Below are 17,355 nucleotides of genomic sequence, written 5' to 3'. Positions count from 1 at the left end.
CTAATTTACATCCGAATTTGCAAGCGAATTTGCAAGCGGAATAGCAAAGTTAACCGTAGTTCCCTGCCCTGGCCTACTCCACAATGTTATACTGCCATGATGCGTAAGAGCCACGTGCTTTGCAATAGCAAGACCCAATCCAACACCATCTTGGCTAGAATCATTTTGATTGCTCGACCTGTAAAAACGCTCGAAAATACGCGGCTGATCTTTTAGTGGAATTCCAATTCCAGAATCAACAACGCGAATCACAGCAAATCTATTATCGTTTGACTTTAAAGCGCAGAGCGCCACACTGCGATTTTTGGGCGAGTAAATAATAGCATTTTCAACAAGTTTTCTAACAGCAACTATTATTTGGCTAGCATCTGCTAAAACGTTAATGGAAGAATCTGCCTTAACAATTACATTAACATTTTTGCTTTGCACAAGGCTAGAAACCTGTGATTTAACTTCCTCCAACACTTTCAAAACGTTTACAACACTAGCCTTTGAAGAGTCTATAGGACTTTGCGCGCGCATAAGAAGCAGCAAATCTTCTAGCATATGCTCCAAGTGTTTAGATGATTTTTGAGCAGACGCAGCAACATCTTTAATACGGCTTGCACTAACATCTTTAGTTTGCAAAACATTAGTAAGACTGGAAATCATGCGTGTTGATTTAATAAGTTGATTAGAAACATTACTTATAAAATCGTTACGCGTTTGCTCAAAGCGATGCGCTGCACTGGAGTCGTTTATAATAACAACAACCTTGCCTGCTCCAACGCTTCCAACCGTAACGTTAAGCCAGTTAGGTCTAGAAATTGTAGAAGGATTAGACGCGGGTACTGTAGAGCCAATTGCAGTAGGGTCAATTGTGCCAGAATCGATTGCAGTAGAATCGATTGAACTAGAGCCAACTTCGGCAGAGTCGGAGTCAATTGTTACATATTGTTTTGGCGTATAAGTCACCAAGTCAAAGCTTTCAGACCCTCCAGAGAAACGAACTTTATTTACGGCTTGTAAAACGCGCGGCGAAACAATCGAATCGTCTAAAACAACGCCGAGAGTATAGCTTTGCGAACTTGCGCGCAAAACGTCGTTATTTTTATCAACAACAATGGTTGCGCCTGGAAGCATAGCCAAAACCGCGCAAGCGTCGGAGCTAATATCTTCGGAACTATCGTCTAAATCAAAATCGGAATCGGAACCAGAATCTAAATCGCCAAAAGCTTTTTTTATCTTCTTAAAATTGCCTCTAAAAATTCGCTTAAAGATGCGCCTAAAATAACGCCTAATAGCTTTAAAAACGCGACTTAAATCGGATGTAAAAAACGGAACAAAAACATTGCGAAATGTTTGCAAAATAAAGTCAAATGCAAACATAACAACAACGATTGCAACGCAAAGTGCAATCAAAGCAAAAACAACAAACACCATTAAAGGCGAAGATGGCGAATCTTGAAGCATACTCTTAAAGAATACTCTAACGCGCTCACATTTAAGCGATTAATCTGTTTAAGCACGTGCGCACAGTAGTCTATAATTTATTACAGCAAGAATTTATTATGGCAAGTTTAAAAACGCGAATATGCTTCAAAATGCAAATCGCAAGAAAGGACACACCATGCGAGTGATTTTCAACGAAGAGATGAAGGCTGTTGCATCAAACATTGAACGCATGGCAGAGCTTGTTGCAAAAGCTATGAACAATGCTGGAAACGCGCTTGTAAACGCAGATATAGAATCCGCGCAAACAGTTATAGATAACGACGCAAAGTTAGACGCTCTAGAAGCAAACGTTATAGATCAATGTTTAATACTGCTTGCTCGCCAAAACCCAGTTGCAACAGATTTGCGAGAAGTAGTTGCAACTATGAGACTTGCTGCCACTTTTGAACGCATGGGAGATTTAGCTAGCCACGTTGCACAAATCGCAAGAAGAGATTGGCCAGAGTCGGCAATTCCTAGCCAGGCAAAAGAAACTGTTGAAAAAATGGTTGACTTTTTGCATGTTCTTGCAGGTCAACTAACAGACATGCTTTCGAATAGAGACGTTAATGTAGCAGATGCTATTATTCACGGCGACGACGTAATGGATAAGTTGCACGAAGATATTTTTGCTCTTGTAGAAGGCGAAGATTGGAACGGCACCAGAAAACAACTGATTGACTTGGTGCTTTTAAGCCGATTTATGGAACGCATAGGCGATCATTCAGTTGCAGCCGCAAGACAAGTAGTATTTATTGTCTCGGGATTTGACCCAACTAAGAAGCCAGAACCAGATAAAGATACGGTTGTTGCATAAAACAAAATAAACAAAATAAACAAAAGTAGGTCTGCAAAATTAATTGCAGGCCTACTTTTTTAATCAAAACTAACTTAAACTAACAAAACTAACTTAAGCTAATCAAACTTACTTCTGGCCTTGAGCCGCAACGGCAGCAGCACCAGCAGCCGCAGCTTCTGGATCCAAATACTCGCCGCGAGGCTTAATTGGCTTAAAGTTCTCGTCCAACTCGTAAAGAAGAGGAATAGCCGTTGGAATGTTTACCTTAGAAATCTCTTCTTCGCTCAAACCGTCGAGCATCTTAACAATTGCGCGCAAGCTGTTGCCGTGAGCTGCAATCATTACAGTCTTGCCAGACTTAAGCTCTGGAATAATATCGGACTCCCAGTAAGGAGTTACGCGAGTCACAACGTTTGCCAAAGCCTCAGTTTCTGGAACTGGGTCTCCTGCGTAACGAGGGTCATTTGTTTGAGAATACTCGTCGTTTGGATCAATCTCTGGAGGTGGGGTTGCATAAGAACGACGCCAGATCATAAACTTTTCATCGCCATATTCCTGACGAATCTCAGACTTGTTCTTACCTTGCAAAGCACCGTAATGACGCTCGTTTAAACGCCAGCTGCGGCGAACTGGAATCCAAAGGCGGTCGGCGGCATCAAGCGCGTAATTCGCGGTATTGATAGCGCGACGAAGCAAAGAAGTGAACACGATGTCTGGAAGAACGTTCTTCTCTTTAAGAAGCTCGCCACCATGCTTAGCTTCCTCAACACCCTGCTCAGTGAGAGGTACATCAACCCAACCAGTGAACTGATTGGTCTTATTCCATGCGCTCTGACCATGTCGGAGCAATACTAATTTGTATGTCATAATTACCTAGTCTATTAGTTTCGTACGACTACATGAATTAAATTTGACTTTACGTCAATTAGCGAAGAGGCTTTACGAGTGGGAATGTAATCGTCTCGCGAATGGTTGCGCCCGTAAGGGCGATTAGCAAGCGGTCAATACCCATTCCCATGCCGCCAGCAGGAGGCATACCAACACCGAGAGCCTCAATGAAGTCCTCGTCAATATCCATTGCCTCAACGTCTCCAGCCAAAGCGTCCTTAGCTTGAGCCACAAAGCGCTCACGCTGCACAACTGGGTCGTTAAGCTCGGAGTAGCCGGTTGCAAGCTCAAAGCCGCGCACGTACAAATCCCACTTTTCAACCATTCCTGGCTTTGTGCGGTGACCCTTAACAAGCGGGCTGGTTTCCACTGGGAAGTCGCGCACAAACGTCGGCTCGTAAAGCTTATCTTCGTAGAAGTGTTCCCACAAGTGCTCAACCAACTTGCCGTGATTTTCCACTTCGTCGCGCTCAACGCCAAGCTTGTCTGCGATTGCGCCCAAATGCTCAACAGAAGTCTCTGGCGTAATTTCCTCACCCAAAGCCTCGCTAAGCGATCCGTACATGGTAATCTGCTTCCATTCGCCACCAAAATCGTACTCTTCACCGTTAAGCAAAGTCACCTTAGTGGAGCCAAAAGCGTCTACAGCAGCCTTTTGAATCAGCTCTTTAGTAAGATCGCCAATTGTATCGTAAGTACCGTAAGCCTGGTACGCCTCGAGCATTGTAAACTCTGGAGCGTGAGTTGCGTCCACGCCTTCGTTACGGAAATCTCGGTTAATTTCAAACACGCGGTCAATGCCACCAACCAAGCAGCGCTTAAGGAAAAGCTCTGGAGCAATTCGCAAATAAAGATCAATGTCAAAAGCGTTCATATGAGTTGTAAACGGACGAGCAGCAGCACCGCCGTGAACCGTTTGCAACATTGGAGTTTCGACTTCCAAGAAGTCGTGAGTCTCAAACGTGCGGCGAAGAGAAGCCACAGCACGCGAACGCCTACGAACCATATCGCGAATCTTCTCGTCTGCAATCATGCCAATATAAGGCTTGCGAGTACGAGTATCGTCGCTTAATTCCTTGTGCAAAGCTGGGAGTGGCTGCAAAGCCTTGGCAGCAATTGCCCACTCGGTTGCAAACACGGAAAGCTCGCCCGTCTTAGAAGAAATCACGCGACCGCGAACGTACAAATGGTCACCCAAATCTACCATCTGCTTAAAGCTCTTAATGGATTCTTCGCCGATTTCCTTCTTGGAAACCATGGCCTGAATAGTAGTGCCATCGCCCGCAGCAAGCTTAACGAAGCACAAGCCGCCAGCATTACGCAAGAAGAGAACGCGGCCAGCAATACCAACCTCGGTATCGGTTTCTTCGCCAGCTTGAAGCTTGCCATCAAAATCGGCGCGTACTTTTTCGATAGTATCTGTAACGTTAAGGTGCACTGGGTATGGCTGCACACCTTCCTTAAGCAACATCGCTCGCTTTGCAACGCGCATTTGCACCTGCTCTGGGTGTGCAAGAGGACCAAACTCTTTATTGCTTGGATCAATTGCTTCATCCAGGCTTGCACCCTCATTTACGCGCTTTGCAATGGCCTCGTCTTGAGCGAGCAGCATTTCGGCATGCTCAACGGTGTCCATTTCGTTTGCGTTGTCTGTTGATTCATTTTCTGCTGCGGCGTTTTGCGCGGCGAGCATTGTAGTATTCGTGTCACTCATAGTCGCTAATTGTAGCCACTAGGGAATACAGCATGTAACGCAGTTAAGCGAGCAGTTACTAATGCCAAGCTAAGCGAACGCAATAAAATATTTGTATGCGCCAACCTGTAACATTACGGACGTTGTTAGAACTTGTATGCAAGTACTTTGAGTGGGTACTTTGCGTGGGTACTTTGAGCAAGTACTTAGCGCAAGTACTTAGAGCAAGTCTAACATCGGGCTGTAGCGCAGTTTGGTAGCGCGCTTCGTTCGGGACGAAGAGGCCGCGGGTTCAAATCCCACCAGCCCGACTTTTGGTTTTTGCCAGTCGTAAATGTTTTAGTCAACTGCTTGCTAACTATCTGGCTGCAAATTTACGAGTTGCAATTGCAAGACCAGCAAAGAATCCAGCAAACAGTGCTGCGATTGAAGAAATAATCCAACATGTTGCTGCAGTTCCAGTAGTTATTAAATACCCTCTACGCACGCCGTCACTGGAAGAATCATCGCTCTTATTGAGCTTATTTTCTTGAGCATTAGGGCATATGCACTTACTTTGCCCTGGTGTTTTATTTGGTATTGCAGGCTTTCCGCCGAAACCACTAAATCCGCCAAAATCTGGAGTAGAATCAGGCTTCAACTCTTGTTTTGGCTCTGGAAGAGGCGTTGGACTTGGGCCAGGCTGCGGAGCAGGATTTATAATCTGCGGAATGCATGGTCTAGGCTCAGTTTTCTTGCTACTCCGCGTAACTATTGCAGTAAATACTGTATCAGCAAGAGCCTTTAACGAAGTTTGCCCTACAAGTTCATTGGAAACAAACTGTTGAAAACTCGGCGAGACAAGTATTGATTGACTACTAAATCTAGTCGATTGCACATATGCATTGTTATATCCCTTTTTAATAAAGTCGTATGGTATAAGTCGATCAATATTCCAAACAGCAGTATCTTTTTTATCAATTCCAAGAACAGCTTTTACTTGATCAAAAGTCATAGGAGCAGACCTAGAAGACTCTGCTTCTTTAAGAAGATTCTTTAATGCCGAAAGAGAACTACTCTTAGAATTACGAATTAACTTAGCAGTATAACTTAAGCCTATGCTTTCTGCATACTTTGCTAATTCTTCTCTTTTTTCACCTAGCTCTTTTGCAGAAATTTTTTTATCATTCTCTTTATCATCATTTATGCTAGAACTATTACTGTCATTATGGACACAATCGAAAAGTCTAGCATTGTTTAAATTATAAGTTTTGTTTTTACCTTGTAAAACATCAACAGCACATGTAACAGAACCATACTCAGCTCTATTAAAAGTTACTTTAATATAATCGCGAACTATACGAATATACTTTGAATCATCAGCAGAACCTGAAATTATGTTTTCACCTGGAACCTTACCAGTTTTACCTTTAAACCGTCTCCAAATACCAGGAACAAGACCAGATATAAAAGCTTTTGAAAGATTGCCTCTTTTATCTAAAACATCATACGTAGCATCACAAGCCGTGTTTGGATTAGTATAATCACACACTTTTAGTTGCTCGTCTTTATCTACAGGAAGAGATAAATCTCGAAGCCCTACCGAATCAAACATAGCGCCTATAGAATTATGCACTATACTACTAGTTCCCTGCTCAGGAACATCTTTATTCGGGAACTTCCATTTACTCAAATCTAAAACTTCAACACCACTGCCTTGGAACATTTCTGCCATATCTTCAGCTTTTGAGGTATCCCAATCTTTTATACCATTAATCTCTTTTAGCTTTGAAGTAAAGTAAAACATTTTCTTCATAGTTGTCACATTTTTGGTATTAAATTTTTCTAAGCCTTCTACACTTGAAAGCTTGGACTTAACTCTCTTCCAACTCATGTTGAACATATCGTTTATTTTTGTTAACTTTCCACTTTGGGAAGCAAATAACTTAACACTTTCTAAATTAGAACACATTTGAAACATGCCACTAGCGTCGCTTATATTAACGTTCTGCCACTTGGATAAATCAATTGATTCTAATTTTTCGCAAAAAGCAAACATTGAACTAGCGTCTTCAACATTTTCCATATTCCAGTTTTCAATGCCAGTTAAACTTAGCAAACTACCGCAACTATAAAACATTTTAGAAACATTTACAGCTTTTCCATCTTTTTTGACGAACTTTATCTTTTGCAAGCCTTCTACAGATTCAAGACTGGAAAAATCAAAAAACATACTATCTGCATTATTTATTTTAAAGTCAGTTCCGTCTATAACGACCTTTTTGACGCTTTTATATTTATCATCATTAACCAAATCTTTAAGATTACTTGCATCAACTGAATCATTAGAACTATTTGCTTGCAAATGCAAAATTGAGTTGTTTTCTCCGCTTAATCCCCATTTAAGATTGCGATTGGAATCTGTAGTCCAATTTAAAGGCTGCGGATCCGCATCTGATGATCTAGATTGAGCAGAAGAACTTACGGCAGACCCAGAAGCCGAAGAAGACGAAGAAGAGGAACGAGTTGAAGTAGCAGAACTAGAAGCAGAAGCTGCATTATGATTGGAATTGCTAGAAGCAGACGAGCCAACAGCACTAGAAACAGTCGGAACCAGCATTGCCAGAGCAGCAATAACAGACGCACAAATCGCAATGCTTTTATATAGTCTACTTTGATTCTTCATCTTCTAATCCTATGCAAAATAAAATGCTATCCCTAAAATATCAACGCTAGCACTTAAAAAAAAAAAATGGAATAGAAAATGTAAAATACACTAAAAAACAACTATTTTTTATAAAAAACTAACCTTAAACAAAAATAGTTAATGTAAATTATTACAAATCTTTAAAAAATAAAACAAGAATCACGCACGTTGCAACACTCTTATAAACAAATAATTCGCTATGATTAAGTAGTGAATAAAACAGAATTTAATCGCAAGAAGCAGGGTGGCTTAAATGTTAGACGTTGTTCAATTATATAAAGAGCTTGACAATATGTTTGCTGCTCACACAAATGCGCAAGAAATCGAAAAATACTTGATGGATGCGCTGCACGAAGCAAATTGCGCATATGGCGAATCGCAAGAATCAAGCGAAGAATCAAACCAAGAAGAATCAAACCAAGAAAAAGCAAACGCTCAAGCATTGCAACTATCTGTATTAAATGAGTTGATGGGATTTTATAGGTCTAGAGGAGAACACACAAAAAACAAGCCAATCATTGATAATGCGCTAGATTTGGCAAAAAAGATGGATTTAGCAGGCAGCGAAGCAGGCACAACCACGCTGATTAACGCTGCTACAAGCCTTCGCGCAGCTGGCGATTATGAACGCGCAACAGAAATATATTCTCAAGCTATTAAAGAATCATCGAAAACGCTAAAACCAAACGATAGAAAACTCGCTGCCCTTCACAACAATCTTTCAATGCTTTACAGCGAAACAGGCAGCACTGCAAAGGCTGTTGAGCAGCTTAAAAAAGCGCTTGAAATCTTGGAAGAAACGAGTTTAAACACTTCTACCGATATTGACGTAGCAGCAACTCACACAAATATTGCGTTGGCGATTTTGCAAGAAGCGCGGGAAGTACAAGAAGCGCGGGAAGTACAAGAGACACAAGAGGCGCAAAATAGCTACTCTTCCCTAGTAAATCTTGCTTTTAGTCATGCGCAAAAAAGCATAGACATTTATAAAGCTGGCGGCAACCAGAATCAGCCGCATTATGCATCCGCTTTGGCAGGTTTTGCGCAAGTTCAATACGCAATGGAAAACTACACTAGCGCGGCACAAAGCTACAAAGAAGCACTTGATTTGATTGCACAATGCTACGGGGAAGATAGCGAGTCGTATGCGATTACGCTGGAAAATTTGCGGCAAGCGCAGAAGGCAGCAGAAAAGTTTACGGCTGGCGGCGTGGCGGATGCGATTCAGTGTGCTGCGGAAAAATCGCAAGCAACCACACAAGCACAGCCAGAGTCAAATAAAACTACACAATCAAACAAAAATATAAAAGCAGAAAATAATCCAAAAATAAAAAACGGCATGCAACTTGCAAAAGAATATTGGCAAACCTACGGAAAGCCGCTGCTTGAATTACCAAAATTTAAAGACTACAAAAACCGCATAGCTGCAGGATTAGCGGGCCACGGATCGGAATGCTACGGATTTGACGACGAGATTTCACGCGACCACGATTTTGGACCAGGATTCTGCTTATGGCTTACAGATGAAGACTATGCGAAAATTGGCGACGATTTGCAAGCAGCTTACAACGATTTGCCGCAAGAATTTGCTGGATTTGGCTCTCGCGAAGAAACGCCGCGCGCTAAATCATGCGAAGGCAGCAAGCGAGTTGGCGTATTTAGTATAGCTAAGTTTTTTGAAAACATAACAGGATTTTCCGCCGCGCCAAGCCAAAACGAGCCGTATTTATGGCTTTCGCTAAGCGAGTCAACACTTGCTGCAGCTACAAACGGCCAAATTTTTGCAGACCCACTTGGAGAATTTAGCAAAACGCGGCAAAGTTTCAAACTCATGCCGGACGATGTGAGAATCTCGCTGATTTCTAGAAGACTTGGCATGATGGCTCAAGCAGGCCAATACAACGTTCCACGAATGCTAGCGCGAAAAGATGGAGCTGCAGCGTGGCTTTCTATAAACGAGTTTGTGCATGCAACAGCTTCAATCGTGTTTTTGCTAAATAACCCAATAAGTGCGGGATATTTGCCATATTACAAATGGCAATTTGCAGCACTTCGCAAGCTAAGCGCGCGAATGGCGTCTAGACTTTCTGGCGTGTGCAATCAACTTGAATCGCTTATGCGACTAAGCTCCGCAGCATGCTTTGGTGGAATCGGATTTGGCGAAGGCACAAAAGGCGGCAGCGAAGCCGAATCTAAAATAAACGAAATTATTCAAAACGTGTGCAACGAAGTAGTGCAAGAGCTTAAATATCAAGGCTTAAGCGATTGCAGCGAGACGTTTTTAGAATGGCAACGCCCGTATGTTGAAGCGCATATTAATTCGCGCGCTACGTGCTTAAGGAGCTTATGATGTGCAATTCATTATCAAATTCGAAAACACAAAATCCAAAAACGCAAAAGCTTGCAGAAGAAATTACAAAACTAGAATGGCAGCAATTCCAGCTTACGCAAAACGAAGGCGGACGCGCGAACTGTCAAGGAAACTGGCCAACATTCCACATTATGCGAATGAGCCAATTTTTAACTTGGCCGCGCGATTTGCAAGAGTCTTATAAAAAAGATCTTGAGCGCGCAAATAGCGATGGCGGTAATTTGATAACAGAAAAATATGCAAGAATGATGGAGTCTACTGCTCCAGAAATTTTTGAGCGCACGATTAAGCCTTATATTAAGCCGATTTTGGAGCCTAGAAAAAGCGAGCAAGAGAAGATTATTTTAACGCAAGTTAAATGGGCGGACGATTTTCGCAATCGCTACCCTCATTTAGGTCTTGCAATGCGCGTTTTAAAAACAAGCGAAGATACAGCAGAAAATACGTCTTTTGAAACGTATTTGCGAGGAGAATTAAGCACGTATTCTGCCGATACTTTTGCTAAATATAAGGATTTTATAGAAGATTTAGCAGCAAAAAATCTAAATCTTACGCAAATGATTATTGAAAATACTGTGCACATGTATGGCTACGATTCACTTGAATCCGCCGACAAATGTTGAGGCAACTATAGTGTGAATAGTTTTATTACAGTGTGAATAATTTTGCAGATGCACAGTCAATTCTTTGCGCAGTTTTTAAGCTACGCAAATCCGATTCAACAAAAACGGTGGAAGATACACGCAAACCATTTTTGTGCAAAAAATCTCGATAAATCATAATATTCGGCTTGCGCAAATGCGATTCGCAAGATGCACTAACGCCATTTATCTCGCCAAGTATTGGGCAAGTTGCGCGCGCACAATCAATCCACTCTTGCGAAGCATTTCCCAACGCCCAAACGCGCACACCTTTTGCAATCAAATCGCGAGCAAGAGACGCAAAACGCGCTCGCTCCCCTAAAAATCCGCGTGAAAAATTCTTAAAATACAGGCGATAAAGCCAAGTTACAGCAGGACCGTGATGCTCGCTAAACGATTCCAGCGCGCGCTGGCTGCTCCATGCCGCCTCTCGCAAAGCCTCATGAAACTCAAAACCCCATTCTGGCTCGTAGCTAAACAGAACTTCGCCAATATAATCTGGATAATCCGATTCCAACGTGCGCCGCGCATCCCAATCAACAAGAAGATGCAAGTCAAAAACAACATCCGTTATGCTGTTTTCAACAATTTTTTGCGCACACAAATCGCAGCAGCCATCACTATTCTTGCAATCATCACTATTCTTAAAATCATTGCGATTAGGCGAAAAATCTTCTGCATAAATCATTAAAAATCCTAAATTATTCGGTTGGAGAAATTCCGCCAGCGTAGGATGACATTCCAGAAACACCAGCGCCAAAGCTAGCAGGCAAATTGTTCAAATTATACCCAAGCGCCTCAAGCTGCGCGCGCCCATCTTCCGTAATATTTTCAACACTCCAACGCGGCTTCCAAGTCCAATCAATTCTAAATTCGTCTACAAGCCCCACCAGCGCACTCGCACACTCGTCTTCAATCAAATCCGTAAGCGGGCAAGCAGGCGTTGTAAGCGTCATTGTAAGAATCGCGCGACCAAGCTCGTCAATTTCAATCCCGTAAACCAAGCCCAAATCAACAACATCAATACCAAGCTCTGGGTCTAAAACATTGTGCAAAGCCTCTTGAATATCTTCCTCGCTCACGCGCCCAATATTGTTTGCGCTAAGAGTTGATTCTGCTTGATTTTCTGCCATCTTGTTCCTTATTTTTGGTGTTACACTGCGATTTTATAAAGCCACATACGATTTTATAAAGCCTCAATAGCCTTTGCAATACCGTCTTTTAAGCCTTCCCATGCAAGCAACGCGCACTTGATTCGCATTGGATATTTAGAAACGCCTTGAAAAACCATTGCATCTTCCAAATCATCCTCGTCTTGCTCGCTTTTTAACCCCGCTCCCCTAGATTCCATAAGCTTGTGGAAAAGAGCGGCCAATCGCAAGGCATCCGCAACAGTTTTTCCCTCAACCAAATCAACCATAATCGAAAGACTCGCTTGAGATATTGAGCAACCGTGGCCATCCCACTTAATACTTTTAACAAGCGCATTGCTTGAATTATCAGCGTTTTTAGCGAGTTCCACATGCATTGTAACCTCATCTCCACAAGTTGGGTTAAATTGATGAGATTCGCCAAATGCGTAGCCTTTATTAGCTTCTACAGCACAATTTTCGTGATGATTTGTAATTGTTATATTAGAATCGTTTTTTAACTCTTCAGCTGCTTGCGACTTTTCCGCAACATCCGCAACTTTCTCTTCCTGCATTTCTGCTTTTAAAAGACTCTCTGTGCTCAAAAAATGCGTTTTTCCATGCGGATTTCTAGCAGCATCCAGAATCACTTCTTGATACATGCTTTCTAAGCCACTACCATCATCAAAACTCATATCGAACATACGCACTCCTTGCTTTAAAATATTAGACTATGCGCCAAAATATGCGCGAACGCGGGAAACGGCTTCCACAAGCACGCTAGCTTCTTCGATTGTGTTATAAACACCAACAGATGCGCGATTGGAAGCATACACGCCAAAATGGCGATGAATCGGCTGAGCGCAATGATGCCCAACGCGAATCGCGATTCCTTGCGCATCCAAAAACTGGCCAACGTCGTGCGGATGCACGCCTTCAACTTCAAAAGAAACTGTGCCAATGCGATTGTTTAAATCAAGCGGTCCAAGAATGCGAACGCCTGGAATATCTTGTAATTCCAGTAATTTAGCTGCAATGCACTTCTCGTGTTCTGCAACTTTTTCCATATTTAACTCGCGCAGCCAATCCGCAGCAACTCCTGCCGCAACCATTTGTGCAACTGGCTGAGTTCCTGCCTCAAAACGGTAAGGCGCATCCATGTATTGTGCCGGCTTGTTAAGCCATGCAAGCTCCACCATAGATCCTCCAAAATTGGCTGGCGGAAGTGCATCTAAAAGATTGCGGCGGCCATACAAGAATCCAACACCCGTAGGACCGTACATTTTATGCGCACTAAACGCTGCAAAATCAACGTCTAGAGCGTGAAAATCAACTGGAATATGCGGAACAGACTGGCAAGCGTCAAGAACAAAAATTGCCCCAACTTGGTGCGCACGCTTGCAAATTGGCGAAACATCTGTGATTGCGCCTGTAACGTTGCTAATATGCGTAACAGCAACGATTCTAGTGCGCTCATCAATAACAGTGCTTAGATAATCCGCGTCCGTTCGCACGCGGCCATCTTCAGTTACATCAATCCAGCGAAGCTCCGCGCCTGAGCGAATCGCAAGCTCTTGGAATGGCAACAAAACGGAATGATGATCTGCCCTAGAAACAACAATATTGTCTCCCTTATTAATCACAAAATTATGACTCAAAGTTAAGTTATCTTCCGTAAAACCAGGGCGATTTAGCCTAGCGTTAATCGTTGCATTTCCAATAGAAGTGGCGAGAAGATTCAGCGCTCCTGTAGCCCCAGGTGTAACAACAATCTCTTCGCTGCCTTCTTTGCTACAAGCGCCAACCAACTTTGCAACTTTTGCACGCGCTTCTTCAAAAGCAACTGTGCTAAGCGCTGCCAACTCGTGCGCTCCTCTATGCACGCCAGCATTAATCGTTTTATAAAACTCGCTTTCGGCGTTAATCACAACTTGCGGCTTTTGGGAAGTTGCTGCAGAATCCAAGTAAATCAAGGGTTTTGAATGTACTTTGCGGCTTAAAATGGGAAACTGATAGCGCAAATCTTCAAAATCGCACATTAACACATTATCTGTTTTAAGATTTTTATGATTAAACATTCAAAATCCCCTTTTAAGCAAATTTATAACTTAAAAGCCGCTCCCCCAAAACAAAGATTGAAGGAGCGACTTTCAAGACTTAAATCTTAATAATTAGCGCTTTACGAACAGCCAAGCATAAAAGCCTAAAAGCATAAAACATAAAGCATAAAGCTAATATTAGAATCCAAATTGCGCTGCAGCCTGACGAAGAGTCTCTGCAGAACGCTTCAAAGCAGCAAGCTCACGATCCGAAACTGGAGTGTTTAGACGAGAGTTAACACCGTTGCGGTTCAACAAAGTTGGAACCGACATGCAAACGTCCGAGATTCCATGGAAGTCGTCAAGCAAAGAAGACACTGGCAAAATGCGGTTGGTGTCGCGAAGAACAGCCTCAACAATATCTACACCAGACATTGCAATAGCGTAGTTTGTAGCGCCTTTACCGTTAATAATCTTGTAAGCTGCGTTCTTAACTTCTTGATGGATTTCTTCGCGCTTAGCTTCGTCCAATGGCTCGTGGCCTGGAAGAGCATTCCATTCGCACATTGGAACGCCACCAATAGTTGCAGAAGCCCAAAGTGGAACTTCGGAATCGCCATGTTCGCCAGCAATATAGGCGTGAACGTTCTTAACATTTACACCCGTGTGCTGAGCAATAAGGAAGCGCAAACGTGCAGAATCAAGGTTTGTACCCGATCCAAACATCTGATTAGCAGGAAGACCAGAAAGCTTCATAGAAACATGCGTAACAACGTCAACAGGATTTGTAATCAGCATGTAAATTGCATTTGGAGCAACCTTAACAACGTTAGGAATAATCGACTTCATAATGTTGATAGTTGCGCCTGCAAGCTCCAAACGAGTCTGGCCAGGCTTTTGACGAGCGCCAGCAGTAATAACAACCATATCCGCATCGCGGCAGATTTCAACGTCGTCGGAACCAGCAATAGAAACAGCTGGATAGAAGCTGGAACCGTGCTGCATGTCTAGAACTTCTGCCTCAACACGTTCCTTAGCGATATCCTCAAGCACAATTTCACGAGCAACACCGCGCTGAGCAGCAGCAAACGCAAGCGTAGAACCTACTGCACCAGCACCAATAATCGCAAGCTTTGTTGGCTTAACCTGAGAATTCACCATTAGAAAACCCCTTTTCCAAAAACAGAGTCAACCCTCTAGCTAAATAAATAACTCAAAATATAAGGGCTGCTCTCACAATAGAGATATATGCATGAACAGCTTTTACTTTAATCACACCTACGGAATTTTGCTTAAACCGCAATTTGCATAAGTTTTGCCGCTAAAGAATCGTTAACAAGAGCATCTAAATACACTCCAGAATCCTTGTATTCCGCCGATTTTACAATGCCATTTTCCCTAACTTTAGATAGCAGAGATCCCGAATAATCGCTGTAAGGAAGAGTGACTTTAACGTGAACATGTGGGGAAGGTAACAAATTTTCCATACGCGTTTTTAGTCGCTCAATATTTTCGCCACTTGCGGCAGACACAATTAAAGAATCGGGGTACAAAGATTGCAAACGCAAACGCATTGGCTCTTGCATAACGTCCGACTTATTAAACGCAATAATCTGCGCAATGTCTTCTACACCATCAATCTGAGCCAAAACCTCGTTTACTGCTTCAATCTGAGATACTGGGTCTGGGTGAGAACCGTCAACAACGTGCAAAATAACGTCTGCCTGTCCAACCTCTTCCAAAGTTGACTTAAACGCTTCTACAAGCTGAGTTGGCAGCCTTCGCACAAAACCGACCGTGTCTACAAGCGTGTACGTGCGCCCATCTTTAGTTAAAGACTTTCGAACAGCAGTATCCAAAGTGGCAAAAAGCGCGTTTTCTACAAGCTCTTTAGAGCCAGTAAGTCTATTTATAATCGAAGATTTCCCAGCGTTTGTATACCCCACTACTGCAACGGTTGGAATATCTTGACGACGCCTAGATCCACGTTTTGTTTCGCGAGTTGGTGCCATTAGCGCAATGTCGTGACGCAATTTTGAAATTCGATTCCTAATTGCGCGCCTATCCATCTCGATTTTTGTCTCACCTGGGCCTCTAGAGCCGATTCCAGCGTCTCCAGCAGCGCGACCTCCAGCCTGCCTAGAAAGAGCAGCACCCCAACCTCTAAGTCGCGGAAGCATGTATTGAAGCTGAGCAAGCTCGACTTGCGCCTTTCCTTCCCTGCTTGTTGCATGCTGAGCAAAAATGTCTAGAATAACAGCCGTTCTGTCTACAACTTTAACTTTAGTGGCGTCTTCCAAAGCTCTTCTCTGGCTTGGTGGAAGATCGTCATCTACAACAATAGTATCCGCATCATTTTGCGCCACAACCGCCGCAAGTTCACGCGCTTTTCCAGAACCAACATACGTTGCTGCATCTGGTCTGTATCTTTGCTGCAACATGCCGTCACACACTACAGCTCCAGCTGTTTTTGCAAGCGCCGCCAATTCTCTAAGAGATTCTTCTGCCTGGCTTAAAGTTCCGCGAGCGCTAGACCATACGCCTACTAAAACAACGCGTTCCAGCCTTAGCTTTCTGTATTCAACCTCTGTTACATCTTGCAGCTCGCCAAGACCCGCAACTCGTTTTAGCGCATTTCTTGATTCGCGCTCTTGCCAAGCTTCGTCGTGGATTTGCGCACTTAAATCAGCATTTGCAGTGTCTAGTAGTACTTCGGAATGTCCTGAAAGAACGTTGTTATGCTCATCTTTATGCTCAGGCATATTAAAACCACTTGCTAAATCACTGTTTTCTAGAGTGTCTACCAAATTTACGCCCTTTGCTGTTTTGTTTTAACCGTCACGCTAAATACGTTGTTAATATACGATTTACAACGTTTGTTTTATTATTGTGATTCTAGAAGACATAATTTTTAAATCAACAACAAAATGGCCATTAACACTTACAACAAAACCCAAAATACGAGTAATAACAAAGCTCCTAAAACAAATAAAATCGCTAAAAAAGCTAAGACTGGCGGAGAACAGTATTTTTCTGCTAACCCAAATTCTTTAGACTCAAGACGAACTTTGCACGTTGATTTGCGCGGGCGCAATTTTGACGTACAGGTGTCTAACGGCGTGTTTAGCGCTTCTAGACTAGATTTAGGAACCGCAGTTTTGCTTAAACACGCGCCACAACCCCCAGAAAATGGGCGTTTCTTCGACATTGGCTGCGGCTGGGGTGCAATTAGCTTGGCTCTAGGATTTGAATCCCCTAATGCACAAATTTATTCTGTAGACGTTAACGAACGCGCATTGGAACTTACTAAGTTAAATGCTAAAAATGCTGGATTAAACAACATTCACACCTATCTTGTAGAAGATGCGTTAAAAGAAGATTCATCTAAAAACATTGATCTTATTTGGTCTAATCCGCCAATTCGCGTTGGAAAAGATGTTTTGCACAATATTTTGCTCACCTGGCTTCCTCGCTTAAAAGTTGGAGGAGCTGCGTATTTGGTTGTTCAAAAAAATCTTGGTTCCGACTCGCTAATCCCTTGGCTTTCTATAAATCTTGGAGAAGATTTTAGTGTGGAAAAATACGCAAGTTCTAAAGGATACAGAATTATAGAAGTCTTAAGAAAATAGATTTAT

14 protein-coding genes and 1 tRNA gene are annotated in these 17,355 nt (G+C 42.8%); 5 read left to right on the top strand and 10 right to left on the bottom strand.

Features of this window, described 5'->3' with window-relative positions; translation table 11 throughout:
• A complete protein-coding gene (locus HMPREF3216_RS05755) occupies nucleotides 1-1,452 on the bottom strand; it encodes a sensor histidine kinase (RefSeq protein WP_060787335.1) in 1,452 nt (483 codons plus the stop codon).
• A 157-nt stretch (nucleotides 1,453-1,609) separates the two neighbouring features.
• Between HMPREF3216_RS05755 and phoU the strand changes: the two genes are divergently transcribed.
• Complete coding sequence (phoU, locus tag HMPREF3216_RS05750; RefSeq protein WP_060787381.1) at nucleotides 1,610-2,290, top strand: phosphate signaling complex protein PhoU; 681 nt, start codon at nucleotides 1,610-1,612, stop codon at nucleotides 2,288-2,290.
• Between the two features lie 108 nt (nucleotides 2,291-2,398).
• On the opposite strand, the gene HMPREF3216_RS05745 is transcribed toward phoU, so the two are convergent.
• A complete protein-coding gene (locus HMPREF3216_RS05745; protein ID WP_004128801.1) occupies nucleotides 2,399-3,139 on the bottom strand; it encodes a phosphoglyceromutase in 741 nt (246 codons plus the stop codon).
• Nucleotides 3,140-3,197: 58 nt separating this feature from the next.
• The gene (gene lysS, locus HMPREF3216_RS05740; protein ID WP_060787334.1) at nucleotides 3,198-4,874 is read right to left on the bottom strand and encodes a lysine--tRNA ligase; all 1,677 of its coding nucleotides are present in this window, start codon (nucleotides 4,872-4,874) and stop codon (nucleotides 3,198-3,200) included.
• 216 nt (nucleotides 4,875-5,090) lie between these two features.
• Here lysS and HMPREF3216_RS05735 point away from each other — a divergent pair.
• A tRNA-Pro gene (locus HMPREF3216_RS05735) sits at nucleotides 5,091-5,164 on the top strand.
• Nucleotides 5,165-5,211: 47 nt separating this feature from the next.
• Here HMPREF3216_RS05735 and HMPREF3216_RS05730 read toward each other — a convergent pair.
• A complete protein-coding gene (locus HMPREF3216_RS05730; RefSeq protein WP_060787333.1) occupies nucleotides 5,212-7,518 on the bottom strand; it encodes a BspA family leucine-rich repeat surface protein in 2,307 nt (768 codons plus the stop codon).
• A gap of 274 nt (nucleotides 7,519-7,792) precedes the next feature.
• Here HMPREF3216_RS05730 and HMPREF3216_RS05725 point away from each other — a divergent pair, with 274 nt between their 5' ends.
• Both HMPREF3216_RS05725 and HMPREF3216_RS05720 read left to right on the top strand, forming a co-directional pair.
• Nucleotides 7,793-9,889, top strand: coding sequence for a DUF4037 domain-containing protein (locus tag HMPREF3216_RS05725; protein WP_060787332.1), 2,097 nt, complete (start codon nucleotides 7,793-7,795; stop codon nucleotides 9,887-9,889).
• A complete protein-coding gene (locus HMPREF3216_RS05720) occupies nucleotides 9,889-10,533 on the top strand; it encodes a DUF4125 family protein (RefSeq protein ID WP_060787331.1) in 645 nt (214 codons plus the stop codon). The genes HMPREF3216_RS05725 and HMPREF3216_RS05720 overlap by 1 nt, the downstream gene beginning before the upstream one ends.
• Before the next feature lie 25 nt (nucleotides 10,534-10,558).
• Here the strand turns inward: HMPREF3216_RS05720 and HMPREF3216_RS06560 are convergent, their stop codons facing one another.
• From HMPREF3216_RS06560 to hflX, 6 genes are all read right to left on the bottom strand, one after another.
• Nucleotides 10,559-11,239: an HAD family hydrolase gene (locus tag HMPREF3216_RS06560; protein ID WP_060787330.1), complete on the bottom strand. Its 681-nt coding sequence runs from the start codon at nucleotides 11,237-11,239 to the stop codon at nucleotides 10,559-10,561.
• 13 nt (nucleotides 11,240-11,252) lie between these two features.
• Nucleotides 11,253-11,684, bottom strand: coding sequence for a metal-sulfur cluster assembly factor (locus HMPREF3216_RS05710; protein ID WP_060787329.1), 432 nt, complete (start codon nucleotides 11,682-11,684; stop codon nucleotides 11,253-11,255).
• 53 nt (nucleotides 11,685-11,737) lie between these two features.
• Nucleotides 11,738-12,385, bottom strand: coding sequence for a Fe-S cluster assembly sulfur transfer protein SufU (sufU, locus tag HMPREF3216_RS05705; protein ID WP_060787328.1), 648 nt, complete (start codon nucleotides 12,383-12,385; stop codon nucleotides 11,738-11,740).
• Nucleotides 12,386-12,412: 27 nt separating this feature from the next.
• Nucleotides 12,413-13,759, bottom strand: a complete 1,347-nt coding sequence (locus HMPREF3216_RS05700; protein ID WP_081091015.1) for a SufS family cysteine desulfurase — start codon at nucleotides 13,757-13,759, stop codon at nucleotides 12,413-12,415.
• 159 nt (nucleotides 13,760-13,918) lie between these two features.
• Nucleotides 13,919-14,881, bottom strand: a complete 963-nt coding sequence (locus tag HMPREF3216_RS05695) for an L-lactate dehydrogenase (RefSeq protein ID WP_060787327.1) — start codon at nucleotides 14,879-14,881, stop codon at nucleotides 13,919-13,921.
• A gap of 131 nt (nucleotides 14,882-15,012) precedes the next feature.
• Complete coding sequence (gene hflX / locus HMPREF3216_RS05690) at nucleotides 15,013-16,527, bottom strand: GTPase HflX (RefSeq protein WP_060787326.1); 1,515 nt, start codon at nucleotides 16,525-16,527, stop codon at nucleotides 15,013-15,015.
• Between the two features lie 120 nt (nucleotides 16,528-16,647).
• On the opposite strand from hflX, the gene HMPREF3216_RS05685 reads away from it, so the two are divergent.
• Nucleotides 16,648-17,349, top strand: a complete 702-nt coding sequence (locus HMPREF3216_RS05685) for a class I SAM-dependent methyltransferase (protein WP_060787325.1) — start codon at nucleotides 16,648-16,650, stop codon at nucleotides 17,347-17,349.
• The last annotated feature ends 6 nt before the right edge of the window (nucleotides 17,350-17,355 follow it).

Source organism: Gardnerella vaginalis (assembly GCF_001546455.1).
GTDB classification, from domain to species: Bacteria; Actinomycetota; Actinomycetes; order Actinomycetales; family Bifidobacteriaceae; genus Bifidobacterium; species Bifidobacterium vaginale_B.
Note: the sequence above shows the minus strand (reverse complement) of the source record. Positions and strands in the feature narration are given on the sequence as shown.

Bases quoted from the DNA above. Each gene is read 5' to 3' on its own strand.
- HMPREF3216_RS05755 (WP_060787335.1), bottom strand. From the start codon at position 1,452: ATGCTTCAAGATTCGCCATCTTCGCCTTTAATGGTGTTTGTTGTTTTT.
- phoU (WP_060787381.1), top strand. From the start codon at position 1,610: ATGCGAGTGATTTTCAACGAAGAGATGAAGGCTGTTGCATCAAACATT.
- HMPREF3216_RS05745 (WP_004128801.1), bottom strand. From the start codon at position 3,139: ATGACATACAAATTAGTATTGCTCCGACATGGTCAGAGCGCATGGAAT.
- lysS (WP_060787334.1), bottom strand. From the start codon at position 4,874: ATGAGTGACACGAATACTACAATGCTCGCCGCGCAAAACGCCGCAGCA.
- HMPREF3216_RS05730 (WP_060787333.1), bottom strand. From the start codon at position 7,518: ATGAAGAATCAAAGTAGACTATATAAAAGCATTGCGATTTGTGCGTCT.
- HMPREF3216_RS05725 (WP_060787332.1), top strand. From the start codon at position 7,793: ATGTTAGACGTTGTTCAATTATATAAAGAGCTTGACAATATGTTTGCT.
- HMPREF3216_RS05720 (WP_060787331.1), top strand. From the start codon at position 9,889: ATGTGCAATTCATTATCAAATTCGAAAACACAAAATCCAAAAACGCAA.
- HMPREF3216_RS06560 (WP_060787330.1), bottom strand. From the start codon at position 11,239: ATGATTTATGCAGAAGATTTTTCGCCTAATCGCAATGATTTTAAGAAT.
- HMPREF3216_RS05710 (WP_060787329.1), bottom strand. From the start codon at position 11,684: ATGGCAGAAAATCAAGCAGAATCAACTCTTAGCGCAAACAATATTGGG.
- sufU (WP_060787328.1), bottom strand. From the start codon at position 12,385: ATGTTCGATATGAGTTTTGATGATGGTAGTGGCTTAGAAAGCATGTAT.
- HMPREF3216_RS05700 (WP_081091015.1), bottom strand. From the start codon at position 13,759: ATGTTTAATCATAAAAATCTTAAAACAGATAATGTGTTAATGTGCGAT.
- HMPREF3216_RS05695 (WP_060787327.1), bottom strand. From the start codon at position 14,881: ATGGTGAATTCTCAGGTTAAGCCAACAAAGCTTGCGATTATTGGTGCT.
- HMPREF3216_RS05685 (WP_060787325.1), top strand. From the start codon at position 16,648: ATGGCCATTAACACTTACAACAAAACCCAAAATACGAGTAATAACAAA.